The sequence below is a fragment of the Serratia sp. K1WW1 genome, assembly GCF_055790865.1.
Genome location: NZ_CM147697.1, coordinates 3,948,707 through 3,974,425 on the forward strand (window position 1 = coordinate 3,948,707; position 25,719 = coordinate 3,974,425).

A 25,719-nucleotide genomic window follows, 5' to 3' on the forward strand; every position below is an offset into this window, starting at 1 on the left:
AATTTCAATAATTTAAATGACCACAGCGTTCCCCTATCTTACATACAGCCGACATAACATTGTGATCATGATCTGAATTTGTAGAATCTTTACGCCAGATGTTAACAATGTGTGAGTTTGATCAAACAAATGTTTTCTCTAGTTTGGTTATATGATCGCCAATGTTCACGTTGTCATTTTTAGTCGGATGTTAAAATTTATTCACAACTTTATGAAAAATATAACTTAAATAAATATTAACCTTTTTATTTTCCTAAAAATGACAACGTCAACATTGGTTTCGTATCGCTATCTAGCATGATAATGGAGAGGAAAATGAGTCAGTTACCCGAAAAGATGAGCGCGGTGGTTTGCCATGGCCCACAGGATTACCGGTTTGAACAAGTCCCTACCCCGCTACCTAAAGCCAAGGAGTTGGTGATCAAGGTTGAAGGCTGCGGGATCTGTGCCGGCGATTGTAAATGTAAAAACGGTGCCCAGATGTTTTGGGGTGAAAACCCTTGGGTAAAACCGCCGGTCGTGCCCGGCCACGAATTTTACGGCCGCATTGTTGCCATGGGAGAAGGCACAGAGCAGAAGTACAAGATCGGCGAACGCGTCATTGCCGAGCAGATCGTGCCTTGCTGGGAGTGCCGTTACTGTAAGTCCGGCAGCTATTGGATGTGTGAGACGCACAATATCTACGGCTTCCAAAAGGATGTGGCCGAGGGGGGAATGTCGGAATACATGCGTTTTTCCGCCAACGCCATCGTGCACAAGATCCCGGAAAGCCTCAGCCATGAAGATGCCGTGCTGATCGAGCCGATGGCCTGTGCCATCCACACCGTTGCCCGTGGGGATATCCAGTTAGACGACGTGGTAGTGCTGGCCGGTGCCGGGCCGTTGGGTCTGTGTATGGTGCAAGTTGCCAAGTTGAAGACGCCGAAAAAGCTGATCGTGATCGACGCCATCGACGAACGCTTGGAACTGGCAAAAGCCTTCGGTGCCGACGTGGTCATCAACCCGCTCAAGGAAGATGCCGATAAAATCGTCAAGGCGTTAACCGACGGCTACGGCTGTGATGTTTACATCGAAGCAACCGGCGCACCGATTGGGGTTACCCAAGGATTGCAGATGATCCGTAAGCTCGGCCGCTTTGTCGAGTTCAGCGTGTTTGGCAAGGAAACCACCGTTGACTGGTCAATCATCGGCGATCGCAAAGAGTTGGATATTCGCGGTGCGCACCTGGCACCTTACAGCTATGAAATTGCCATCGATCTTTTTGAACGCGGTCTGGTGACCTCCAAAGGCGTAGTAACCCACAGTTATTCATTAAAAGAGTGGGATCAGGCATTCGCCCTGGCCGATTCAACGGATTCCATCAAGGTTATTTTAGTTCCTTAATATTGAGTGATTAGTTTTAAGCAAACAATGATAACGCCCTTTGATGGCGAGGCCGACTTCTGGCCGATAACGACCTAATTATTATAAATAACACTGAAAGAAAAATACCGCCCCTACAACAGGAGAATAAACTATGTTTTCATTATTCAAGAAAACCTTACCCGTGATGCTCGCCGGCGGCATGCTGCTGGCCAGCCAATCGGCATTAGCCAAACAGATCACCATTGGCGTTTCATTCCAGGAAATGAATAACGACTATTTTGTCTCCATGAAACAGGCATTAGAGCAGGCCGCCGGTGATATTGGCGCCAAGCTGTATATTGCGGATGCCCATCATGACGTCTCAAAGCAGATTAATGATGTGGAAGATATGCTGCAAAAGAAAGTCGATATTTTACTGATTAACCCGACAGATTCGGTTGGCGTGCAGTCGGCGGTGATCTCGGCCCACAAGGCCGGAGCGGTGGTCGTGGCGATCGATGCCCAGGCCGAAGGCCCGTTGGACTCCTTTGTCGGTTCGGAAAACTATGATGCCGGTTTCCAGGCGGGTGAATACCTGGCCAAATCCCTGGGCAACAAAGGCAAAGTGGCGATCCTGGACGGTATCCCGGTGGTGCCGATCCTGGAACGCGTCCGCGGTTTTGAAGATGCCATTAAAAAGCACCCGGAAATGAAGATTGTCACTAAACAGAACGGTAAGCAAGAGCGTGATACCGCACTGACCGTGACCGAAAACATGCTGCAATCTACTCCCGATCTGGCCGGTATCTTTAGCGTCAACGACGTAGGTGCCCTGGGCGCATTGGCAGCCATTGAGAGTAACGGTGCCAAGGTCAAGCTAGTCAGCGTCGATGGCCAGCCTGAAGCGATTAAGGAGATCCTGAAACCGAACTCACCGTTTATCGCCACCTCCGCCCAGTTCCCACGCGACCAGGCACGCATTGCCTTGGGGATTGCCCTGGCCCGCTACTGGGGTGCCAACGTGCCGAGCACCATTCCGGTGAAAGTGAAGCTGATCGACAGCAGCAACGCCAAAGGTTTTAGCTGGTAAACGCCCGGTCTCGAGTTTGATGACCACGCGGCAATGCTGCTGAATGTGTAGTTTGCCTCAAACCAACGCATTGATTATCAAAGCGGGCGCAGAAGACGGCGCCCCTACAACACAACGAGCCGGTTGAGGTTTGTACCCGCCCCATTTCGCAACGGTGGGTATAAGACCCGGAGGAGTTAACCGTGACGGCGTTATTAGAATTAAAACAGATCAAGAAGTCCTTTCCGGGCGTGAAGGCGTTGGACGGTATTGACCTCACCATTCAACACGGCCAAATACACGCCTTGCTAGGGGAAAACGGAGCCGGTAAATCGACGTTGGTGAAAATTCTGTGTGGTATTCACCAACCGGATTCGGGCGAAATAATCATGGAGGGTACCAGCCGCCAGTTTGATAATTATCGGCAGGCCATTAACGCCGGAGTGGGGATCATATTTCAGGAATTCTCACTTATTCCTTATATGAACGCCCTGGACAATATTTTCCTCAACCGGGAAATCAAGAACCGCTGGGGATTATTAGATCGCAAAGCCATGCGAAAAAAAGCCGAGGCTATTTTCAAGCGGCTGACGGTGAATATCGATCTGGATTGCCCGGTGGCGCAGTTGAGCGTGGCGCAGCAGCAGTTTGTCGAGATTGCCAAGGCGCTGTCGCTGGACGCCCGCATACTGGTGCTGGATGAGCCTACCGCCACCTTGACGCCAGGTGAAGCCGATCACCTGTTCAGCGTAATGAACGATCTGAAACTGCTGGGCGTCGGCATGATTTTCATCTCGCACCACCTGGATGAAATCTTCACTATCTGCGACCAGATCACCGTCTTGCGCGACGGCACCTATGTGCAAACGCTGCCCACGGCCGATACCAACGTGGATGAACTGGTGAAGCTGATGGTCGGGCGCAAAATCGAAAATGCCTTCCCGGTGAAGTCGCACCCTGTCGATACCTCGGTTCGCCTGCTGGAAGCCAGCATTCAGCGCACCAAGCATCAGCAGGAAGATCGCTTCCACCTGTTCAAAGGCGAGATCCTGGGATTTGCCGGATTAGTGGGCTCGGGCCGTACCGAGACGGTCTCCGCGCTGATCGGTGCCAGCGCCTGCTATCGCAAGCAGGTCACCCTTGGCGGGCAACCAACCACCCTGCGTAACCCGGCATTAGCATTGAAGCAAGGCATTGGCCTGCTGCCGGAAAGCCGTAAAACCGAGGGGCTGGTGCTGCCTTTTTCCGTGGCGCAGAACATCACCCTTAACCGCCATGAGCGGTTCGGCAAGATATTTGTTAACGCCCGCAAGGACGACGATATCGTTCAGCGCCTGATCCGTGCGGTAGGCGTGAAAACCCCGGATGCGGATACCGCCGTCAGCACCCTGAGCGGCGGCAACCAGCAAAAAGTGGTCATTGCCCGCTGGCTGAACAATGACTGCAACATCCTTATTTTTGATGAGCCTACCCGTGGCATTGACGTCGGCGCCAAATCCGAAATCTATCAGCTGATGCAACAGCTCACGCAGAAAGGCATTTCTATCATCATGATTTCATCCGAGTTACCGGAAATCATCGGCGTTTGCGATCGCGTGCTGGTGTTCCGTGGCGGCCACATTGTTGCCGAATTGGCAGGGGATGAAATCGAGTCTCATAACATCATGCTTCATGCAACCGGGAGTGCATTATGATCGGAATTGAACAATCCCCACCTACCCACGCGGCCCAGAAGCAGAGCCTCGGCAAGCGCTGGGAGAAGTTGCTGCACCACCCCGCGATGCTGCCTTTTATCGGCTTCGCCATTCTGTTCCTGCTGATGAGCGGGCTTAATGACAGCTTCCTGACGGTCAACAACCTGACCAACGTGGCACGTCAGGTGTCGATCAACGCCATTATTGCGGTGGGCATGACCTGCGCAATCCTGACTGGGGGCATCGATCTCTCGGTCGGGCCGGTGATGGCACTGTCCGGTTCCATTGCCGCTGGCTTGATGCTGGGAGGGATCCCTATTCCTCTGGCGATGGTCGCCGCTTTAGCGATCGGCGCCCTATTTGGCCTGGCAAACGGTGCCTGCATTGCCTATCTGCGCATGCCACCGATTATCGTCACCCTGGCCTCAATGGGTATCGCCCGTGGTTTGGCACTGCTGTACACCGGCGGCTACCCGATTTCTGGCCTGCCGGACATGTTCTCCTTCTTCGGCCGCGGTTCCGTATTGGGTATTCAAGTACCGGTGCTGATCATGGTCGGCGTTTATATTCTGGCCTACCTGATGCTTAACCACCTGCCGTTTGGCCGCTATGTCTACGCCATTGGCGGCAACGAAGAGGCCGCGCGCCTGAGCGGTATTCGCGTACCCCGTTACAAAGTCCTGGTGTATGTGGTGAGCGGAACGACCGCCGCACTGGCTGGGTTGGTACTCACTTCACGCCTGATGAGCGGGCAGCCCAACGCCGGTGAAGGTTTTGAACTGGATGCCATCGCCGCCGTAGTGCTTGGTGGGGCCGCCATCTCCGGTGGCAGAGGCGCCATTATCGGCACGCTGGTCGGCGCCATGATGCTTGGCGTACTGAATAACGGCCTCAACCTGATGAGCGTATCGCCTTACATTCAGAACGTGGTCAAGGGTGGCATTATCCTCGCCGCTATCTACCTCAGTTCCAGCCGCCGTAAATAAGCTAGGGAGAACCGATATGGGATATTTTCTGGGCATTGATATTGGCGGCACGCTGATCAAGGCGGGTCTATACCGGGCTAACGGTGAGGAAATTGCCGTAGCAGAGTGTGATGGGGAAACCATTTCCCCACAGCCCGGTTTTTCTGAGCGTGAGATGGAGGTTTTGTGGTGTGACCTTTGCCAAACCATTCGCCAAGTACTCAGCCTCGCAGATATAACCGGCGAGCGAGTGCGTGGCGTAAGCTTCTCATCACACGGTAAAGGGCTATATGCCATTGATAAAAAGGGCCAGCCAGTCCGCAACGGTATCGTTTCTTCGGATACTCGTGCCGGGGCGATGGTGGTTGAGTTACAACAGCAGGGTATCGAAGCCGTCACCTACCCGCGTAGCCTGCAACCCATCTGGAACAGCCATCCGGCTGTGCTGTTACGTTGGTTGAAACAGCATGAGCCCGCGCAATATGAGGCGATTGATCGGGTGCTGATGGCTCATGACTACCTGCGCTTTCGCCTGACCGGTGTTACGACGGCTGAGATCACCAACATCTCCGGCAGCAACCTGTTCAACCAGCAAACAGCCGCCTACGACCCAGTATTGATGGCAGCTTTCGGCATTGAGGAAGTGGCCGATAAAACCGCGCCGCTGCTAGGTTCCGCCGAGCTTGCCGGGCAAGTGACCGCTACTGCCGCTGCCCAATGCGGATTACCCGCAGGAACGGCGGTGTATGGCGGCCTGTTTGATGTGGTTGGTGCGGCCTTATGCTCGGGAGTGGTCGACGATCGCACCCTGAGTGCCGTGGCGGGTACCTGGTCGATCGCCACCTGTGTGACGGAGGACCTCCTCCCCTCCTCCCATCCCTTTGCCTGGGGGCGTTATTGCATGGAGGGCCGCTACTTTGTTCACGAAGGCAGCCCAACCTCGGCGAGTAATCTGGCCTGGTTCTTACGGCAGTTCTGCGACAACGATCATCAGCGCTATGCGCAGTTCAACCGTTGGGTACAAGAACGTAGCAAGCAACCGAGCGACATCACATTCCTGCCCTATCTGTTCGGCTCCAACCTCGGTAGCAGTCTGCCGGGCGGGCTGATTGGCCTGAGCGGGCACCATGATATGGCCGATATCGTGCATGCGATCTATCAGGGCATCGTGTTCTCTCATCTGGTTCATCAGGATCGCCTGGTGGCGCTAAATCCACGCGTAGAGCGTATTCGCATGACCGGCGGCCCCACGCAGTCCGACGTTTGGATGCAGATGTTTGCCAACGCCGGTAATTTGCCGCTGGAGGTGGTGAATATCCAGCAAAGCGGTTGCCGGGCTGCGGCGATCTGTGCCGCCGTTGGTGCCGGGGAGTACAGCAGCTTTACCGAAGCCGTGCAGGTCATTCAGCCTGAAGTACACACCTATTATCCCGACGCGGCGGCTAACCGACGCTTACGCGATCGCTTTGCGGGCTACCTGAATATCGCCCAAGCATTAAATGAGGCCAACCAGCATGCAAACCACTAATACCGTCTCACTTGGGCTGTACGAAAAAGCCTTGCCAGCGGATCTTGATTGGGCACAACGCCTGGGTATCGCCAGCGAGTTGGGTTTCCAGTTTATGGAGATCTCCATTGATGAGCAGCCAGAGCGTCAGCAGCGCCTGGACTGGGATCGTCAGCAGCGGCTGGCGCTGATCAACGCGCGTTTTGACAGCGGTATCACAGTGCCCAGCATGTGTTTATCCGCCCACCGTCGTTATCCGTTTGGCAGCCATGATGCCGCCATCCGCCAGCAGGCGCGCACGTTGATGGAAAAGGCGTTGGATTTCGCCGTCGACGTCGGGATCAGGAATATTCAGCTAGCGGGGTATGACGTCTATTACGAAACTGCCGATCGCCATACACGCCAGCGTTTTATCGAAGGTATGCAATGGGCGGTAGAGCTGGCGGCCAAGGCACAGGTGATGCTGTCCGTGGAGATCATGGATACCACCTTTATCAACAGCATCAGCAAATGGCGCGAGTTTGCCCGGCAGATTGAAAGCCCGTGGTTTACCGTCTATCCCGATATCGGCAACCTCAGCGCCTGGGGCAATGACGTCGATTTTGAGCTGGAGCAAGGCATCGACAAGATCACCGCCATCCATTTAAAAGACACCTTACCGGTGCTGCCTGGCACCACAGGGCAATTCCGCGATGTACCTTTCGGCAGCGGCTGCGTGGACTTTGCCCATACGTTTGGCGTGTTAAACCGGCTCAACTATCGCGGCCCATTCCTGCTGGAAATGTGGACGCGCAACGATGGCCAGGATATCCAGCATATCACCCAGGCCAAGAGCTGGATCGAGCAGCAGATGAAACAGGGAGGCATCACATGTTAAGCGAGTTGAAACAGCAGGTATTGGCGGCAAATCTCAGCCTGCCGGGCTATGGTTTGGTGACCTTTACCTGGGGTAACGTGTCGGCGATCGATCGCCAGCAGGGGCTGGTGGTGATCAAGCCTTCGGGGATCGCCTATGAGTTGATGACGGTAGACGATTTGGTGGTGGTGGATTTGGACGGAGTGATCCAGGAAGGGCAGCGTAAACCGTCTTCGGATACCGATACCCATTTGGCGCTGTATCGCGCCTTTCCCGAGATTGGCGGCATCGTCCATACCCACAGCCGTAATGCCACCATCTGGGCACAGGCTGGCCAGGCTATCCCGGCTCTGGGCACCACCCATGCCGACTATTTTTATGGTGACATTCCCTGCACCCGCCCCATGCGCGAGGACGAGATTGCTGGCGACTATGAGCGAGAAACCGGCCAGGTAATTATCGAGACGTTCCAACAGGCGAAGCGCGATCCGCAACAGGTGCCGGGGGTGCTGGTCTATTCTCATGGGCCGTTCGCCTGGGGAAAAACGGCGGCGGATGCGGTGCATAACGCGGTGGTGATGGAGGAAGTGGCGGCAATGGCGATGGCCACGCGGCAATTGACTCCGGCTATCCCACCCATGCAACCCGCGCTGTTGGATAAGCACTTTTTACGCAAGCACGGTAAAAATGCTTACTATGGGCAGTAATGGGATGGAATTAGCCTGATAATTCAGCGAATTACCCCTCACCCTAACCCTCTCCCACAGGGAGAGGGGACCGATCGAGTTCGTTGATTGCCCTGAGTAAGACCTTGCCTTTCTTGTTTTTACTCCCTACTTTCCGAAGCTACGCGGGCTACGTATGCGCACCGTACAGCTCCCTCTCCCTGTGGGAGAGGGTTGGGGTGAGGGGCCATCACTCAACAAGCAACATCCCGGTAAAGAATTCCCGTCTTAATGGTTGATCGCTGTGATTATTTTTAATCGCATTAAATAATAACTCCGCCGCGATTTCCCCTAGCACCTGCGTATCGTGATAAACCCCGGCAATATGTTGCCCATAATCCCGCGCCTTGGGCGGTTCATCGATCGAGAAGAATTTCACCCGATGATAAATACCCAGCTGATGGCATAAAGAAATAGCACCCAGCGTGATAATGCCGTTGAGGCCAACAATATAATCCGGCTGATGCCGTTCATCGGCAAGATATTCTTTTACCCGTGCCGCCTGCGAAATAAAATCATAGTCGCCATTGATAATGGTGATTTTACTCCCCTTCTCCTCCAGAGCATCAAGAATCCCCTGGGTTCGTGCCAAGGTAATTTCCGAGTCGGCCGGGCCACCCAGGATCAGGATATTACTTTCCGGCTGCTCGGCCAGATATTTCCCGGCCAGTTTGCCAATCTCTTGGTTGTTGAGGAACACGCCACTAAGCTGTTGATTATAAATGTCCCTATCGATCAGGATCAGCGGAGTATGATAGCGTTCGGCCTGATCAAGGTAGGCGGGTTGATAGTGGCGATCGTCGCGTACGGCAGAGAGCAAGATGCCCCGAGCCTTATAACCGAACAGCGCCTGTACCGCCTGCATTTCAGCCTCTTCGCTGCCGTCGGTATCAAACAGCATAATCTGATAGCCCTGCATGCGGGCAATGCGCGATACGGTTTGGATCAGGTTGGAGTAGAAAGGGTTATACATGCTGCTGGTAACAATGCCAATAATTTGGCTGCTGCTTTTCTTTAATCCTTGAGCGAAAGCATTGGGAACATAATTAAGCTCTTTGGCAATAGCATGAATTTTCTCGAGCGTTTCAGACTTTACCAGTTCGGGTTTATTAAAAGCACGGGAGACAGTGATATTGGTCACGTTGGCTCGGCGGGCAATATCCACAATGGTGGCATTAGAATTCGCTTTTGACACCGTCAATCCTTGCTTTATTCATTAACAGATCCCTTATTGTAGGGAAGCCATCAGCAGTATGCCAGATGAATATCAAAGGTATTGATTTTGTCGTTCGGGGGGCAAACCCGCGCTCATCCAACCTAAAGAGAGCGCGGGCAGTGTTTGATAAGGTTTACAGCTTATCGAGCAGCTTTTTCAGATCCTGGCCATCCTGGGACCCTTTATTCTTCTCCGCCCACTTGTTCAAGGCGTCTTTGGCACGATCCTGCAGCTTTTTACGCAGTAGTTGATCGACCTGCAACTGATAATTGAGCTGATCCCAAGGGCCATAGACGCGCAGTGGGATCGGCGTTTCGCGCAGTTGTGCGATTAACGCATTGTTGCCCTGCCAACCTCCCGTGACCAGTACGTTCATGGTTAAATCGCACTGTTTGCCAGGCATATTGACCGTACCACTGCCTGTCAGGTGCATCACTGGCGACTCTGCCTGTAGCTCGCTGAGCGTGATCTGCCCCTTGCTCAAGCTGGCCTTGGCGCTCATTTGTTGCACCGCGGTGTAGCGCTGGTTGTTATCCTCACCACGCACGCTACTGTCATTACGCGCCACGGCTTTCTGGATAAGCTGTTGAATATTCAGACCATGAAGCTGCGCATTCTGCATGGACAGCTCCGCCGTTCCTTGCCAGCGATGTTCGAAAGCCTTGGCATTGAGGCGGTCGCCGCTCAAATCGCCCTGCATGTTGAACGTGCCGGTCAGCGCCAATGGCATGTCGAAGGCCTTGAGTACCTCGCCCAGCTCAATTTGCCGTAACTGCGGCTGCAGTTTAATCAGCGGCTTATCAGTTCGCACATCCATCGAACCAGGCAGGGAGAAATCACCGCCGGCCAACTTGCCAGACAGCGTAGCCACCGTCATTAATCCCTGTTGGTTGCTTGCCTGCACCGCCAGTTGATTAACCGACATCCCGCGATAAGTGACCTGGTCCGCCTTCAGCTTGAGCTGCGCGTTGAAGTCACGTAACACCTGTAAATTCTGTTGTGGATCGTCCGCCTGATTGGCGATTACCGGGGATGCGGTCACCGGCTGCGGCAGCTTCGCCTCATCAGGAGTTTTTGTCTGCCAGCCCGAGAGCGCATCTAGATTGAGTTGTGTGGCGCTGAGATCCAAGGTGTAAGCAGGCACTGGTCCGAACTGCGCGCTAGCACTCCCCATCAACTGGCTATCATTGGCACTGAGCATCAGTTGGCTCAAGACAATCTGCTGCGAGGCCTGCTGATAAACCGCCTGTACGCTCCCTTCCCCCTTGATGGCACCGGCAAGAATATCTGCGCCCTCAAGCTGGTAGCTAAACTGCGTGACCTGCGCACCTATCTGGCGGGGAAACTGTTGTAGATCGAGATTGGCAGCCAGGTTGAAGCTCAGATCGCGTTGGTCGCGATTCACCCGGCTGGAAAGCTCGATCTGCGCCTGGTGCTGGTCATTTTGCTGCAGGGTTAAGTTGATATCACGAACGTTAATCTGCTCGTTGTTGGCTCGCTGCCAGATCAGCAGGCTGTCCACCACCCGCAGGTTGTCGATATCAAATTTCCACAGGGAGCCCGAGCTATCATCCGCCTGGTTACCACCGGGGGCGATAGGGGCATCGGGCTGGCTTTGCTCTGCGCTGTCGGGGGTCAGGCGGATAACGGCATTTTTCAGCATCACCTGCTTAACGTAAAGCTGGTGGGAGAGGAGCGGCAACAGTTTGACATCCAGACGCATATTATCTGCGCTGACCGCCGGAGCCGCAGCCCCTGGCGCCGTCAGCGTCATTCGCCCGGCAAGAATGCTCAACTGCGGCCAGACGTGCCAACGAAGGTCGCCTTCCAGCGTCAGATGATAGCCACTGCTCTGCTCAACCTTCTTGATCATATAGCCGCGGAAATCATTCGGATTAACCAACAGCACCAAGGCAGACATCCCCGCCACCAGCACCACCAGCAAAATCACCAAAGTCGTCAGTAGTCTTCTCATGCCATCCTCGTGTCAGCGTAATACCGGTTCGCTGTTAATCCTTGTCAATACGACTGGCCACGGCCCCTTGCTGATCCCTGTATTTCGCGTCCTGGCGGCTATTGTATGGCCGTGACGCAGGCCCGGAAAGCGGTTCGAAACTCAGCGCACCGATCAACATGCCAGGGCGTAATGCCAACGGCAGCTTACCTGAATTATAGAACTCCAGCACAATACAGCCTTGCCAGCCTGGATCGATACGGTGTGCGGTAACGTGCACCATCAATCCCAGGCGGGCTAACGAAGAGCGGCCATCGAGCCAGCCAACCAGATCGTTGGGGATGGTGACCGACTCCAGCGTCACCGCCAGCGCCAGTTCACCCGGATGGAGGAAGAAAGCTTCGCCTTCCGGCAGCACGATTTCATCGCTCATTACGCGGTCGAGGGCGGCACTCACTTCATCCTTTGGGCCACTGAGATCGATAAAGGCAGCGGTATGGCCACGGAACACGCGGAACTGATTGCCCAGACGGACATCCACTGTGGCCCCGTTAATGCGCTCAATGGGAGGACGCGGTGAAATCACCAGTTTTCCGTTATCCAGCCAGGCTTCGATATCGCGGTCGCACAGTCTCATTATTTTCTCCATTCCATCAAGGCGCATAAACTTATACGAAAATTGCCACACAACGGGCTCAAGGTCTATGTCGGGACTCAAATAGTTCGTTAAAGACCAGCAAAAACAGGCTGCCCTGTTAATGACTTATTCAAAGAATTGGCTGATTTTTGCCTTCAGGATATCTATCGCGATACGGTTTTTACCCCCGCGCGGTACGATAATATCGGCGTATTGCTTTGAAGGCTCAATAAACTGCAGGAACATTGGGCGGACGGTTTTCTGGTACTGCGCCATCACGGAATCCATGGAGCGGCCACGCTCATTCACGTCGCGCTTCATACGGCGCATCAGGCAAATATCCAGCGGGGTATCGACAAAGATCGAGAAGTTCATTTCCTGACGCAGGCGGATATCCGTCAATAACAGGATCCCTTCCAGGATGATGACTTTCTTGGGCTCGAGATGAATAGTCTCTTTCTTACGCGTATGTTCGGTGTAGCTATACAGCGGCAGCTCAATCGCCTGGCCGGATTTCAGCATTTGCAGATGCTGGAACAGCAGGTTGTGATCCATGGCGCTGGGGTGGTCATAGTTGGTTTTGACCCGCTCTTCCATGGTCAGGTGCGTCTGGTCTTTGTAGTAACTGTCTTCCGGGATCACACCGATATGTTGATCGCCAACCTGATCGCGGAGTTCGCGGTATAACGTACTGGCAATAAGGCTTTTTCCGGAGGCTGATGCGCCAGCTATACCAATAATGACGCACTGATGCGACTTGTCAGTCATAAAATTAAAGACCTGATTTCAATGTGGGGAAAGGGGTGTAAAACACGCTAATTATAGGGAGTTAGTGCCTTTGGCGCCAGCGTTTAGACGGTAAGGCGGGAGATAATCCCCACAAACCGGCGTAATTGACATGCCGAGTATCTTTTGCCGGGGGATTTAAGATTTTTTACGCTACTGCAAATCGGCGACTCAGGGTACAATTCACGCCATCATCAAGACCGTCTTCGATCCTATTTCTTAGAGTAAAACCATACATGAACTGGCATTTCCTGACATTCTTTGGTGACAGCATGCTGCTGCTGCCCTGCGCAGCCATCGTCTTTATTATTTTACTCCTGTCCCCCACCAGCAGAAAACCGACCTGGCAATGGATACTGCTGTTTGGCGGCGTGGGTGCCGTAGTTTGCGTATCGAAGCTGGCGTTTATGGGCTGGGGTATCGGCAGCCGCCACTGGGATTTTACCGGGTTCAGCGGCCACTCGGCCCTGTCTGCCAGTATCTGGCCAGTGTTGCTATGGTTGCTCTGTGGGCGTTTCTCGTCGCCGGTCAGGCGCACCGCGGTGATCGTCGGCTATCTGTTGGCCGCCGCGGTAGGATATTCACGTTTGGTGATCCATGCCCATTCTACTTCTGAGGTGATCACCGGCCTGGCGCTCGGCTTTATCGTCAGCAGCACCTTCTTAATGCTGCAACGTGGCACGCTGCCACCACGGCTGTCCTACCGCAAAATCGCGGTTACGCTGGCCCTGCCCCTTGTCCTGATCAATTCAGGTACTGCGGCACCGACCCAGGGGTTACTGGAAAGGATTGCCGTGACTATTGCGCCGGTAGAAAAACCATTTGTCCGGGCTGATTTGCACAAAAAACCACAGGTTTCAGCACCTCAGAGTCGTTAATGACCCCTCACCCTAACCCTCTCCCACAGGGAGAGGGGATAGAACGTGCCACAACGTTAATTCAGCAACTAAACACAATAATGTCGAAAGAATAATCCCTTTCCCCACACGACTCCATACAGCTCCCTCTCCCTGTGGGAGAGGGTTGGGGTGAGGGGCAGACGAGAGCACTAAACTAACAATTTAATGCAGGGCAATCACAGAGCGCGGAAGGAGATCTCGGTAGGGATAGCTTCCCCCTGCCAGTACATCTGAGCCGCAACGCGCCCCGCCAGTTGACGGTACATCTCGGCAAACTCGCTGTCCGGGCGGCTGACCACGGTCGGTTGTCCGCGATCCAGATCTTCACGCAACGAGATATGCAACGGCATCTGCCCTAACAGGCGGCTATGGTATTTCTGCACCAGCTTATCTGCCCCACCGGTACCGAAAATTGGCTCGTGATGACCACAGTTGCTGCACACATGCATGCTCATGTTCTCAACGATGCCCAATACCGGCACATGCACCTTTTCGAACATCACAATGCCTTTAGCGGCATCAAGCAAGGCGATATCCTGTGGTGTCGTCACCACCAGCGCACCGGTCACCGGGATATTCTGCGACAGGGTCAGTTGGATATCCCCTGTCCCCGGCGGCATATCCAGCACCAGATAATCCAGATCCGGCCACAGCGTATCCTGCAACAGTTGCAGCAGCGCCTTGCTGGCCATCGGCCCGCGCCAGACCATGGCGTTGTCGTCGGTCACCAGGTAGCCGATAGAGTTGGTCGCCAAACCGTGCGCCACGATCGGAGCCATATGCTGGCCGTCCGGCGAGGTTGGGCGTTCATGTTCAGTGCCCAGCATGTTGGGGATCGACGGGCCATAAATGTCCGCATCCAGGATCCCCACTTTGGCACCTTCGGCGATCAGTGCCAGCGCCAGGTTGACCGCGGTGCTGGATTTCCCCACCCCGCCTTTGCCTGAGCTGACGGCAATAATGTTACGCACCCCCTTCACCCCGGCCTGGTCGTTGGCGCGTTTCAAGGTGGTGATATCGTGCTTCAGCTTCCATTCGATAGCCTGAACGCCGGTCACGCGTAGCAGTTCGGCGCTTACCGATTCTTTTAGCGCCTCAAATCCACTTTGCCAGGCAAACGGCATGACCAATTCAATATGCAGGACATTGTCCAACATCGTGCAGTGGTGAATAGCTTTCAGTGCGGTCAGGTTGTTTTTTAACGTCGGGTGTTCGAAGGCGGCCAATACTCCGGTCACCAGGGCGCGCAGAACTTCAGGGTTGGTCTGCTCAGGGGATTTGGCGTTCATCCCGGCTCCTTGATTTTGAATGGGTAGCAACCCGATAAGCATATCAGAACTGCAGGGTAACTCGCTCGTATAACCCGAAAGAAACCGCCCTAGCAGCAGAGAGCGCGATCGGGTAACATCAAAGACCCTTTTCACTCATTAAAGAAAGCAACTTTTCATTATGGCTCAAGTCGCGAAAAAATTATTGGTGACGTGCGCGCTACCGTACGCAAATGGTTCCATCCATCTCGGCCACATGCTCGAGCACATCCAGGCAGATATCTGGGTTCGTTACCAACGAATGCGCGGCAACGAAGTTCATTTCATCTGTGCGGATGACGCGCACGGTACGCCAATCATGCTCAAAGCACAGCAGATGGGTATCCCGCCAGAAGAGATGATCGCGGAAATGAGCCGCGAGCACCAACAGGATTTCGCCGGTTTTGGCATCAGCTATGAGAATTATCATTCGACCCATAGCGAAGAAAACCGTGAACTGTCAGGTGTGATCTATGGCCGCTTGAAAGAGAACGGTCATATCAAGCGACGCACCATTTCTCAGCTTTACGATCCCGAGAAAGGCATGTTCCTGCCGGATCGTTTTGTGAAGGGCACCTGCCCGAAATGTAAATCTCCGGATCAATATGGCGATAACTGCGAAGTTTGTGGCGCAACCTACAGCCCAACCGAGCTGATCGACCCTAAATCCGTGGTTTCCGGCGCTACCCCGGAAATGCGTGATTCTGAGCACTATTTCTTCGACCTGCCCGCTTTCAGCGACATGCTGCAGGCCTGGACGCGCTCCGGCGCGCTGCAAGAGCAGGTGGCAAACAAGATGCAGGAATGGTTCGAATCCGGCCTGCAACAGTGGGATATCTCCCGCGATGCGCCGTATTTCGGCTTCGAAATTCCGGATGCCCCAGGCAAGTATTTCTACGTCTGGCTGGATGCGCCAATCGGTTACATGGGCTCGTTCAAGAACCTGTGCGACAAGCGCGGCGATCTGGATTTCGACGAGTTCTGGCGTAAAGACTCCACTACCGAGCTGTATCACTTCATCGGTAAGGATATCGTCTACTTCCACAGCCTGTTCTGGCCGGCAATGTTGGAAGGCAGCGATTTCCGCAAGCCAACCAGCCTGTTTGTGCACGGCTATGTGACGGTGAACGGCGCCAAGATGTCCAAGTCGCGCGGCACCTTCATTAAAGCTGGTACCTACCTCAAGCACCTGGATGCCGATTGCCTGCGTTATTACTACGCCGCCAAGCTCTCTTCACGCATCGACGATATCGACCTGAATCTGGAAGACTTCGTGCAGCGCGTGAATGCGGATATCGTGAACAAAGTGGTCAACCTGGCTTCCCGTAACGCTGGCTTTATCAACAAGCGTTTTGCCGGGCAGCTAGCCGATCACCTGGCCGACCCTGCGCTGTACCAGACCTTTGTTGATGCTGCCACCAGCATTGCGCAGGCCTATGCCAGCCGTGAAACCAGCCGGGCGATCCGCGAAATCATGGCGCTGGCCGATCTGGCCAACCGCTATGTCGATGAGCAGGCTCCTTGGGTAGTCGCGAAAGAAGAAGGCCGAGACGCCGATCTGCAAGCTATCTGTTCGATGGGCATCAACCTGTTCCGCGTGCTGATGACCTACCTGAAGCCGGTACTGCCAGCATTGACCGAACGTGCCGAAGCGTTCCTCAACTGCGAACTGAGCTGGGATGGCATTGAGCAGCCGCTGCTGGGCCATCAGGTGAACACCTTCAAGGCGTTGTTCAACCGTATCGATCTCGACAAAGTGAATGAAATGGTAAATGCATCAAAAGAAGATCTGGCCGCCAGCCAGAAGGTTGTCAGCGGACCGCTGGCGGACGATCCGATCCAGGACACCATCAGCTTTGACGACTTCGCCAAGGTCGATATGCGCATCGCGCTGATCAAGAGCGCCGAGTTTGTTGAAGGTTCCGACAAGCTGCTGAAGCTGCAGTTGGATCTGGGTGGCGAATCACGCCAGATCTTCTCCGGTATTCGCTCTGCCTACCCCGATCCTTCACTGCTGGAAGGGCGTTTGACGATTATGGTGGCCAACCTGGCGCCGCGCAAAATGCGCTTTGGCGTTTCCGAAGGGATGGTGATGGCGGCTGGCCCTGGCGGCAAGGAGATCTTCCTGCTCAGCCCGGACAGCGGCGCACAGCCTGGTATGCAGGTTAAGTAAGCTTCTATAATATCGAGAAAAGTCCCCTCACCCTAACCCTCTCCCACAGGGAGAGGGGACTGATCGAGTTCGTTGATTTCTCTGAGTCATACCCAGCCTTTCTTCTTATTCATTTCTTTCCGATCTAGTAATACCTATCGAGTTCGTTGATTTCTCTAAGTCATACCCAGCCTTTCTTCTTATCCATTTCCTTCCGATCTAGTAATACCTATCGAGTTCGTTGATTTCTCTGAGTCATACCCAGCCTTTCTTCTTATTCATTTCTTTCCGAAGCAGCACGGGCTAACTATTTGCTCCGGGCAGCTCCCTCTCCCTGTGGGAGAGGGTTGGGGTGAGGGGCAATCTCAACGGCCAGAATGAGGGGATATCTTGCGCTGCAAATTCCATAAAATCACCTGTCTCACGCCCTCCCAATTAAGTAAAACCTCATCGTTCCAAAAACGAATCACGGTAAATCCCTGGCGTTCTAGAAAGCTTGTGCGCTGCTGGTCATAAGCCACCTGTGCCGTATGCTGACCACCATCCAGCTCAACAATCAGCTTCGCCTGCCAACACGCGAAATCAGCAAAGAAAGGCCCAACCGGAAATTGCCGTCGAAACTTAAACCCCGCCAAGCGGCGATCGCGCAGCTGCAGCCACAAAGCTTGTTCTGCCTCTGTCATATCAGATCTTAAACGGCGCGCCTTAATCAGCGTGATTGCACTCTTCATCAGCCAAGATTAGCGCCACCAGCACCGTCGATCTCCCGGTTCCTGCCAAAACTGCGTACCCCATCCAAACCAATCGTTATATCACCTGAGAAAAATTCATAAGCCGGTGGATTCCCAATTGCCGGGTATCTGGTTATGATGCTGCATCGCATAAAATAGACGTCCAGACGTAAAGATATCTACATATCCAATTTTACCGGGAACTCTTCACCTGCTTCGGAGCCAATAATGAAAACGATAAAGACCTCACTGCTCGCCCTCAGCCTGCTGACCAGCCTGCCCCTGCTGGCTGCTGAAGCCACGCTTGCCCCCGTTCCTGACGCTATTGCCCAGCATCAAGGGCAGATCCGCGTGGCTGTGATCCGTAACCTGGGTTCCGATGACAACACCACCCAGTTTTTGGCCGGAGCAATCCAGGAGGGGCGCAAGCTCGGTTTCAAGGTCGATACCTTCCTGAGCAACGGCGATGACGCGCGTTTTCAGGACTTCGTTAACCAGGCCATCAGCCAGAAGTATGACGGCATCATTCTTTCTCAAGGCCGCGCGCCCTATTCCACCGATCTGGTTAAGCGCATCGCCGCGGCAGGTATCGCGGTGTCGGCCTTTGATACCGACGTTAGCGGCGAGATCCCCGGCGTCACCGTTTCCCAACAGGATGATGCCTCGCTGGCCAATGAATCCTTCGGCCAACTGATTAAAGACTTCGACGGCAAGGCCAACATTATCAAGCTGTGGGTTGCTGGCTTCCCGCCAATGGAGCGCCGCCAGGCCGCTTACCAGCAATTGCTCAAGCAAAACCCGGGCATTCATGAGTTGGAATCAATAGGGGCAGTTTCATCCGACGTTCAGGGCGATACCGCCAATAAAGTGGGGGCGGTGCTGGCCAAATACCCGAAAGGTAAAATTGATGCCATCTGGGGCACCTGGGATGCCTTCAGCCAGGGAGCCTATAAGGCGCTGCAAGAAAATGGCCGCACCGAGATCAAGCTCTACAGCATCGATATCTCCAACCAGGATCTGCAACTGATGCGCGAAGCCGGTAGCCCGTGGAAGGTCAGCGTCGCGGTAGATACCAAGCTGATCGGAGCCGTCAACCTGCGCCTGATTGCCAACAAGCTAGCAGGCGAGCCAACGCCTGCCACCTATCAGTTTAAGGCCGCCGCCATCCCGCAGGCATTGCTGGTCAGCCAGACCGGTCCAATCAACGTAGCTTCGCTGGGTAAAATTATTACAGGCTGGGGCAGCAGTGAAGACTTCATCCAACCCTGGTTTGCCACCCTGCAGGCCAAATCCGGTAAATAATGCTGTTTTACCGAGGGGCTACAGACGTAGCCTCTTTTTTTTAAACAATTTTTCCGTTCGCCCCTTCTCAGCACCACAAAATAAGCTACTGTAGTTGCATTGACGTAATAACTGTATGCATCAACAGGTTTGGTTATGAAGGGATTCCCCCCACTGATTAAGATATTGCTGGCAAGTTCGCTGGTGCTGACCATAGGCCGTGGTGTCACGCTGCCCTTTATCACCATTTACCTGACCGAGCACTTCCACCTGCTGCCGAAAAGCGTGGGTATTATCTTGGGCGTCAGCCTGACTATCGGCATCATCAGCAGCTTTTATGGCGGCTATCTGGTCGATCGCTTTAATAAAAATCCGTTGATCCTGCTGGCCATCCTGCTATTTTCGCTGAGCTTTTTTGCTATCCCATGGGTCTCGCACCCCGCTGGCGTTATCCTGGTGCTGGCCATCCTACATACCGCTTATGCGGTGCTCAGCATCGCCATCAAGGCCTGCTTTGCCAGTTGGCTGCCGGTAAATCAGCGTATCAAGGCCTTCTCGATCAACTATACGCTAGTGAACGTCGGCTGGGCCGTCGGCTCATCATTGGGCGTGATGGTAGCCGGTTACAGCCCACTGCTGCCGTTCTACCTGTCCGGCGGGTTGGCGTTACTGACTGTGATAACCCTGAGCTTCCGCCTGCGCAGCTATCCATCGCCACCGATAGAAGACACCGGCAACACTCCACCGTCGGTTCTCAACTTCCGCCAGACGTTGAATGTGCTGCGCGGCGATCGGCGGCTGATTTATTTCACCCTTGGCAGCACATTAGGCGCGGTGGTATTTGGCCAATTTACCGGTTATCTGTCGCAGTATCTGATCATCGTTAGCGATGCCGAATTTGCTTACAAAGTGATTGGCGTGGTGATGATCGTCAACGCCTGCATCGTGATCGCCCTGCAGTATCTGCTGAGCCGCGGTATGCGCCAGGACAACATGCTGCGCTGGCTGATGCTGGGCACGCTGTTCTTCGTCCTGGGGCTGATCGGCTTTATGCTGGCAGGCCTTTCGATATGGCTATGGGTGCTGGCCATGGCGATTTTCACCCTGGGGGAAATCATCGTCATTCCGGTTGAATATATGTTTATCGACTTTATCGCCCCACAGCACCTGAAAGGCAGCTATTACGGCGTGCAGAGCCTAAGCAATCTGGGGGGAGCCATCAACCCGGTGATGTGCGGTTTCCTGCTGAGCTATGCGCCACCGCCAGTAATGTTCCTGGTGTTGATCGCCGCCGCGTTGTTCAGCCTACTGTTCTTCTTCCTCGGCCATCGGTTGGCGGAACAGCAAAAGCCGCTTGCCAGCCTAAGCAGCGCGGAATAGCCTGGCCCGCTACACTTAAGGCGGGCCACAATCTTGCCAAAATGGCATGATAGGCATAGCGAGAATTCATGATGCGTTTTGTGGCGTAGCTCACAGTTTAATTGTATGATGAATACGTCAACATCAACGAGAATGCACTATGGGCAACCTATTTAACCTGTGTTGGAAATATGTCAGGGCGATCGTGCTGATCTACCTCAGCCTGTTCGCCGGTAACGCCATTGCGGCGCTGCTGCCGATCGCCATCCCCGGCAGTATTATCGGGATGTTGATCCTGTTTGCCCTGCTCTCCTCACAAATTTTACCGGCCAAATGGGTCAAGCCTGGCTGCCATCTGTTTATCCGTTATATGGTGCTGCTGTTCGTGCCAATCGGCGTCGGCATCATGAAGTATTACGACCAGATAGTTGACGATCTGGCTCCGCTGATCGTGTCTTGCCTGATCAGTACGCTGCTGGTGTTTGTGGTGGTTGGCTATACTTCACATTACTTCCATCGCGAGCGTCCCATCCTCGGTAAAGCAAAAAATGCGGAGGATGAGCAATGATGCAAAATATCTGGTGGTCTTTACCGCTGACCCTGGTGGTGTTTTACGCGGCACGCAAGCTGGCACAAAAGCTCCACATGCCATTGCTGAACCCATTATTGGTCTCGATGGCGGTGATTATCCCGCTGCTGTTGCTGACCGGCATTCCTTATGAACGCTATTTTCAAGGCAGCAAAATCCTCAACGATCTGCTGCAACCGGCGGTGGTCGCCCTTGCTTTTCCGCTATACGAGCAGATCCATCAGATCCGCGCGCGTTGGAAATCCATCATCACCGTCTGCTTTATTGGCAGCATGACCGCAATGATCAGCGGCGGTGCCATTGCCCTGCTGATGGGGGCCAAACCTGAAATTGCCGCCTCGATCTTGCCAAAGTCGGTGACGACCCCAATAGCCATGGCGGTAGCCGAGTCGATTGGCGGCATCCCGGCCATCAGCGCGGTGTGCGTGATTTTTGTCGGTATTCTGGGGGCGGTTTTCGGCCATTCTCTGCTTAGTCTGTTGCGGATCAACACCAATTCATCGCGCGGTTTGGCGATGGGGACCGCTTCGCATGCGTTGGGTACAGCACGCTGCGTAGAAATGGATTACCAACAGGGCGCATTCAGTTCGTTGGCTCTGGTTATCTGCGGGATTATCACTTCGCTGACCGCGCCGTTCGTGTTCCCGATACTACTGCGGCTGTTTGGTTAACGGCTAAAAACCTGCGACACGTCTCGCATTTATAAGTTTCATTGCAGTTGTTTCATTAAAAAATAGATATTAGTCACACTTTATTGTGGGCCGGTTGCCTAGAATGTTAACCCGTTAACTTGTAGAGAGACTTCCTTATGCATTCTCGCTTTCACTCCGCCTACAGCGAATTGCCTGCGGCCTTGCAATCCGCCCTGCTGCCCTATTTAGATGCACCTGATTTCGCAGCCATGTTCAAGGCCGAGCAGATTGCGGCGATCAAGCAACAGTGCGGGTTGGATGACGATGCTCTGGCCTTTGCTCTGCTGCCATTGGCGGCGGCCTGCTCGTTAACGCCGATTTCGCATTTCCACGTTGGGGCGGTGGCGCGTGGCGTCAGCGGCAACTGGTATTTTGGTGGCAACATGGAATTCCGTGGTGCGCCTATGCAACAAACCGTGCACGCGGAACAGTGCGCTGTCACGCATGCCTGGCTGCGCGGCGAAGCCAAACTGGTTGCGGTCACCGTCAACTACTCGCCTTGCGGCCACTGCCGCCAATTTATGAATGAGCTTAACAGCGGTACCGAGTTGGAGATCCACTTGCCTGCACGGGCAACCGCCACGCTGGGTGATTACCTGCCTTACTCCTTCGGCCCGAAAGATCTGCAAATCAGCGAGTTGCTGATGGATCCGGTCGATCACGGTTTCCAACTGACGCTGGATGATGAACTGGCGAAAGCGGCCCTGGATGCCGCCAACCGCAGCCATGCCCCTTACAGCACCGCCCATAGCGGCGTAGCGCTGGAAGCCGAAGACGGCAAGGTTTACGCTGGCCGCTATGCAGAAAACGCCGCGTTCAACCCTAGCCTGCCGCCATTGCAGGCCGCACTGATCCTGATGAATGTCTCCGGTGGTGATTGCCAGAAAGTACGCCGTGCCGTATTGGCCGAAGCTGAAGGAGCAATCCTGACGCAGTGGGATGCCACCCGCGCCACCCTGGCGGCCTTGGGCTGCGAAGACGTCCAACGCGTGACCTTCTGATCCCTCAGGCGGAGCCACCGTGCTCCGCCGCAATCCGGCTAAAAAACCAGCAACAAGCGACAATTCCTCATTATTTACTAACAAATGCTGTACATATTTTGCCGATATCTTAGGATCGGCAGTAATAAAGCTTACCCTAGGCAAAGAGTAAAACTGATGGAACTGGAATACGAAAGCAAACGCCCTCTCTACATCCCCTACGCTGGCCCCATTCTGTTGGAGTTCCCGTTACTGAACAAAGGCAGCGCCTTTTCCGAAGAAGAGCGCAGTAACTTCAACCTGCACGGCCTGCTGCCGGAAGCGATAGAAACCATCGAAGAACAGGTGGAACGCGCTTACCGTCAGTATCAGGATTTCAAGAACGATAACGACAAGCACATCTACCTGCGCAATATCCAGGACACCAACGAAACGCTGTTCTATCGCCTGCTGGATTCGCACCTGAGCGAGATGATGCCCATCATCTATACGCCAACCGTGGGCGAAGCCTGTGAGCATTTCTCCGACATCTATCGCCGCGCACGTGGGCTGTTTATCTCCTACCCGAACCGCGATCGCATCGACGATATGCTGCAAAACGCCACCAAGCAGAACGTTAAGGTGATTGTGGTCACCGACGGGGAACGCATCCTTGGCCTGGGCGACCAGGGCATCGGGGGCATGGGCATACCGATCGGTAAGCTCTCCCTGTACACCGCCTGTGGCGGCATCAGCCCGGCCTATACCTTGCCGGTGGTGCTGGACGTGGGCACCAACAACCCACAACGCCTGAACGATCCGCTCTATATGGGGTGGCGTCATCCACGTATTTCGGGCGACGAATATCACGCCTTTGTGGAAGAGTTCATCCAGGCGGTGAAACGTCGTTGGCCGAACGTGCTGCTGCAGTTTGAAGATTTCGCCCAGAACAACGCCACGCCGTTGCTTAATCGCTATCGTGACGAGCTGTGCTGCTTCAACGACGATATTCAAGGCACCGCCGCCGTGACGCTGGGCAGCCTGATTGCCGCCAGCCGTGCCGCTGGCAGCCAACTGCGCGATCAAACCGTCGCCTTCCTGGGGGCAGGCTCCGCAGGCTGTGGGATTGCCGAACAGATCATCGCCCAGATGAAATCTGAAGGGCTGAGCGAAGAAGAAGCCCGCTCTCGCGTGTTTATGGTTGACCGTTTTGGCCTGCTGACGGATAAGCTGCCGAACCTGCTCGATTTCCAGAGCAAGCTGGTGCAGAAAAGTGCCAATCTGGATCAATGGCAGGTGGAAAGCGATGCGATCTCCCTGCTGGAAGTGGTGCGCAACGCCAAGCCGACCGTGCTGATCGGCGTCTCTGGTCAGCCGGGGCTGTTTACCGAAGAGCTGATCCGTGAGATGCACAAGCATTGCCCACGCCCGATCGTGATGCCGCTGTCCAACCCAACTTCCCGCGTGGAAGCCCGGCCAGAAGATATCATCAACTGGACCGACGGTGCCGCACTGGTCGCCACCGGTAGCCCGTTCTCACCGGTAACCTATAAAGACCAGTTGTTCCCGATTGCCCAGTGCAACAACTCCTATATCTTCCCGGGGATTGGCCTTGGCGTATTGGCTGCAGGGGCAAAACGGGTCACCGATGCCATGCTGATGGCCGCCAGCCGTGCCCTGGCCGACTGTTCTCCGCTGGCTACCGACGGCCACGGCGCACTGCTGCCGAATATCGATGATATTCAAGGCGTATCCAAATGCATCGCGATGGAAGTGGGCAAAGCCGCCCAGTTGCAGGGTGTAGCAGTGGTGACGTCGGAAGAGGCGTTGTCTAAAGCCATCGAGCATAACTTCTGGCGCCCGCAGTATCGTATCTACAAGCGTACCTCGTTCTAAGTACCTCACCGGGCCTGTTAGTCAGGCCCGATTCTCATACCAAGACAGGAATATGCTGAAAAATACAGCGTAACCACTGCGGTAAACGGCTCATTGCTTGCGTCTGCCGGGCAGGTAAAGTAGCCTTGAGTCTTACTTTAGCCCTCGTTCGCGCAAGGCATCAACATGTGGAAACGCCTGATAATCAGCCTGTTCATCATCATTTCGGTGCTGATGCTGTCGGCTATCGCGCTCGATCGCTGGATAAGCTGGAAAACCGCGCCTTACATTTACGAAGAAATGCAAACGCTACCACACCGTCAGGTGGGGGTGGTGCTTGGCACCTCCAAATATTACCGTACCGGAGTGCTTAACCAATATTACCGCTACCGTATTCAAGGGGCGATCAACGTCTATAACAGCGGCAAGGTGAAGTACCTGCTGCTGAGCGGCGATAATGCCCAGCAAAGCTACAACGAACCGATGACCATGCGCCGCGATCTGCTGGCCGCTGGCGTTGCGCCTAGCGATATCGTGCTCGACTATGCCGGTTTCCGTACCCTCGACTCCATTGTCCGTACGCGCAAGGTGTTCGATACCAACGACTTCATCATCATCACCCAGCGATTCCACTGCGAGCGCGCCCTGTTTATCGCCCTGCATATGGGCATCCAGGCGCAATGCTATGCGGTACCTTCGCCAAAAAATATGATGACGGTGCGCGTGCGCGAGATCTTTGCCCGCCTGGGAGCCTTGACCGATCTGTATATCCTCAAGCGTGAGCCCCGCTTCCTTGGCCCATTAATCCCGATATCTGCGATGCACAAGGTGCCGGAAGATGCACCGGGTTATCCGGCGGTGTCGCCGGAGCAGTTGGTAGAGCTGGAGCACAAGCTGGCGGCAGAAAAGGTTAAGGCTCAGCAGCAGAAGAAGAGCTGAGTTTCACCTCACGCTTAAGCGATTGCCCCTCACCCTAGCCCTCTCCCACAGGGAGAGGGGACCGTACGTGCCACAGATTAACTCCTGCGTCTGACCACAACACCGAATGCGTCATGGCCACAAATAAACTCCTGTCCCTGAACGCAGCTCCGTTCTGCCCCCTCTCCTTTTTGGGGAGAGGGT

22 protein-coding genes are annotated in these 25,719 nt (G+C 54.4%); 16 read left to right on the forward strand and 6 right to left on the reverse strand.

The genetic code is table 11. From position 1 onward, the window contains the following. The first annotated feature begins 315 nt into the window (after positions 1 to 315). From ACX9GU_RS17825 to araD, 7 genes are all read left to right on the forward strand, one after another. Positions 316 to 1,383, forward strand: coding sequence for a zinc-binding dehydrogenase (locus ACX9GU_RS17825; protein WP_024484881.1), 1,068 nt, complete (start codon positions 316 to 318; stop codon positions 1,381 to 1,383). 133 nt (positions 1,384 to 1,516) lie between these two features. Next, positions 1,517 to 2,434, forward strand: coding sequence for an ABC transporter substrate-binding protein (locus tag ACX9GU_RS17830; protein WP_021180599.1), 918 nt, complete (start codon positions 1,517 to 1,519; stop codon positions 2,432 to 2,434). Between the two features lie 182 nt (positions 2,435 to 2,616). Continuing rightward, complete coding sequence (locus tag ACX9GU_RS17835; RefSeq protein WP_261143185.1) at positions 2,617 to 4,107, forward strand: sugar ABC transporter ATP-binding protein; 1,491 nt, start codon at positions 2,617 to 2,619, stop codon at positions 4,105 to 4,107. Further along, the gene (locus ACX9GU_RS17840; protein WP_021805043.1) at positions 4,104 to 5,093 is read left to right on the forward strand and encodes an ABC transporter permease; all 990 of its coding nucleotides are present in this window, start codon (positions 4,104 to 4,106) and stop codon (positions 5,091 to 5,093) included. Before ACX9GU_RS17835 ends, ACX9GU_RS17840 begins: the two co-directional genes overlap by 4 nt. 16 nt (positions 5,094 to 5,109) lie before the next feature. Further along, a complete protein-coding gene (locus tag ACX9GU_RS17845) occupies positions 5,110 to 6,600 on the forward strand; it encodes an FGGY-family carbohydrate kinase (RefSeq protein WP_473192399.1) in 1,491 nt (496 codons plus the stop codon). Continuing rightward, positions 6,587 to 7,456 (forward strand): L-ribulose-5-phosphate 3-epimerase, encoded by an 870-nt coding sequence (locus ACX9GU_RS17850; protein WP_473192400.1) that lies wholly within the window; start codon positions 6,587 to 6,589, stop codon positions 7,454 to 7,456. The genes ACX9GU_RS17845 and ACX9GU_RS17850 overlap by 14 nt, the downstream gene beginning before the upstream one ends. Then, positions 7,450 to 8,142 carry an L-ribulose-5-phosphate 4-epimerase gene (araD, locus tag ACX9GU_RS17855; RefSeq protein ID WP_473192401.1) on the forward strand — a complete coding sequence of 231 codons (693 nt, stop codon included), beginning with the start codon at positions 7,450 to 7,452 and terminating at the stop codon, positions 8,140 to 8,142. The genes ACX9GU_RS17850 and araD overlap by 7 nt, the downstream gene beginning before the upstream one ends. Before the next feature lie 208 nt (positions 8,143 to 8,350). On the opposite strand, the gene ACX9GU_RS17860 is transcribed toward araD, so the two are convergent. The 4 genes from ACX9GU_RS17860 to udk form a co-directional block, all read right to left on the reverse strand. After that, entirely contained in the window at positions 8,351 to 9,355 is a 1,005-nt protein-coding gene (locus ACX9GU_RS17860; RefSeq protein WP_473192402.1) for a LacI family DNA-binding transcriptional regulator, read from the reverse strand. Positions 9,356 to 9,509: 154 nt separating this feature from the next. Then, positions 9,510 to 11,351, reverse strand: a complete 1,842-nt coding sequence (gene asmA, locus ACX9GU_RS17865) for an outer membrane assembly protein AsmA (RefSeq protein WP_473192403.1) — start codon at positions 11,349 to 11,351, stop codon at positions 9,510 to 9,512. Between the two features lie 34 nt (positions 11,352 to 11,385). Then, positions 11,386 to 11,967 carry a dCTP deaminase gene (gene dcd, locus ACX9GU_RS17870; protein WP_021805049.1) on the reverse strand — a complete coding sequence of 194 codons (582 nt, stop codon included), beginning with the start codon at positions 11,965 to 11,967 and terminating at the stop codon, positions 11,386 to 11,388. Positions 11,968 to 12,093: 126 nt separating this feature from the next. Beyond that, a complete protein-coding gene (gene udk / locus ACX9GU_RS17875) occupies positions 12,094 to 12,735 on the reverse strand; it encodes a uridine kinase (RefSeq protein WP_021180590.1) in 642 nt (213 codons plus the stop codon). 254 nt (positions 12,736 to 12,989) lie between these two features. On the opposite strand from udk, the gene ACX9GU_RS17880 reads away from it, so the two are divergent. Further along, positions 12,990 to 13,631: a phosphatase PAP2 family protein gene (locus ACX9GU_RS17880; RefSeq protein WP_473192404.1), complete on the forward strand. Its 642-nt coding sequence runs from the start codon at positions 12,990 to 12,992 to the stop codon at positions 13,629 to 13,631. A gap of 197 nt (positions 13,632 to 13,828) precedes the next feature. Here the strand turns inward: ACX9GU_RS17880 and apbC are convergent, their stop codons facing one another. Continuing rightward, the gene (apbC, locus tag ACX9GU_RS17885) at positions 13,829 to 14,941 is read right to left on the reverse strand and encodes an iron-sulfur cluster carrier protein ApbC (protein ID WP_473192405.1); all 1,113 of its coding nucleotides are present in this window, start codon (positions 14,939 to 14,941) and stop codon (positions 13,829 to 13,831) included. A 160-nt stretch (positions 14,942 to 15,101) separates the two neighbouring features. On the opposite strand from apbC, the gene metG reads away from it, so the two are divergent. After that, positions 15,102 to 17,132, forward strand: coding sequence for a methionine--tRNA ligase (metG, locus tag ACX9GU_RS17890; RefSeq protein ID WP_473192406.1), 2,031 nt, complete (start codon positions 15,102 to 15,104; stop codon positions 17,130 to 17,132). A 344-nt stretch (positions 17,133 to 17,476) separates the two neighbouring features. Here the strand turns inward: metG and ACX9GU_RS17895 are convergent, their stop codons facing one another. Next, on the reverse strand, positions 17,477 to 17,842 hold the full coding sequence (locus ACX9GU_RS17895; RefSeq protein ID WP_473192407.1) for an endonuclease domain-containing protein: 366 nt from the start codon (positions 17,840 to 17,842) through the stop codon (positions 17,477 to 17,479). A gap of 228 nt (positions 17,843 to 18,070) precedes the next feature. Between ACX9GU_RS17895 and ACX9GU_RS17900 the strand changes: the two genes are divergently transcribed. The 7 genes from ACX9GU_RS17900 to sanA all read left to right on the forward strand — a co-directional run bounded on the left by ACX9GU_RS17900 (position 18,071) and on the right by sanA (position 25,536). Beyond that, entirely contained in the window at positions 18,071 to 19,144 is a 1,074-nt protein-coding gene (locus ACX9GU_RS17900; RefSeq protein ID WP_473192408.1) for a sugar ABC transporter substrate-binding protein, read from the forward strand. Positions 19,145 to 19,279: 135 nt separating this feature from the next. Beyond that, positions 19,280 to 20,503, forward strand: coding sequence for an MFS transporter (locus ACX9GU_RS17905; protein ID WP_473192409.1), 1,224 nt, complete (start codon positions 19,280 to 19,282; stop codon positions 20,501 to 20,503). A 139-nt stretch (positions 20,504 to 20,642) separates the two neighbouring features. Further along, positions 20,643 to 21,050: a CidA/LrgA family protein gene (locus ACX9GU_RS17910; RefSeq protein WP_059200306.1), complete on the forward strand. Its 408-nt coding sequence runs from the start codon at positions 20,643 to 20,645 to the stop codon at positions 21,048 to 21,050. After that, on the forward strand, positions 21,047 to 21,742 hold the full coding sequence (locus ACX9GU_RS17915; protein ID WP_021180583.1) for a CidB/LrgB family autolysis modulator: 696 nt from the start codon (positions 21,047 to 21,049) through the stop codon (positions 21,740 to 21,742). Before ACX9GU_RS17910 ends, ACX9GU_RS17915 begins: the two co-directional genes overlap by 4 nt. Before the next feature lie 137 nt (positions 21,743 to 21,879). Further along, positions 21,880 to 22,764: a cytidine deaminase gene (gene cdd, locus ACX9GU_RS17920; protein ID WP_202670744.1), complete on the forward strand. Its 885-nt coding sequence runs from the start codon at positions 21,880 to 21,882 to the stop codon at positions 22,762 to 22,764. Between the two features lie 156 nt (positions 22,765 to 22,920). Further along, the gene (locus ACX9GU_RS17925) at positions 22,921 to 24,618 is read left to right on the forward strand and encodes an NAD-dependent malic enzyme (RefSeq protein WP_021805059.1); all 1,698 of its coding nucleotides are present in this window, start codon (positions 22,921 to 22,923) and stop codon (positions 24,616 to 24,618) included. A gap of 165 nt (positions 24,619 to 24,783) precedes the next feature. Then, entirely contained in the window at positions 24,784 to 25,536 is a 753-nt protein-coding gene (gene sanA, locus ACX9GU_RS17930) for an outer membrane permeability protein SanA (RefSeq protein WP_473192410.1), read from the forward strand. Positions 25,537 to 25,719: the final 183 nt, after the last annotated feature.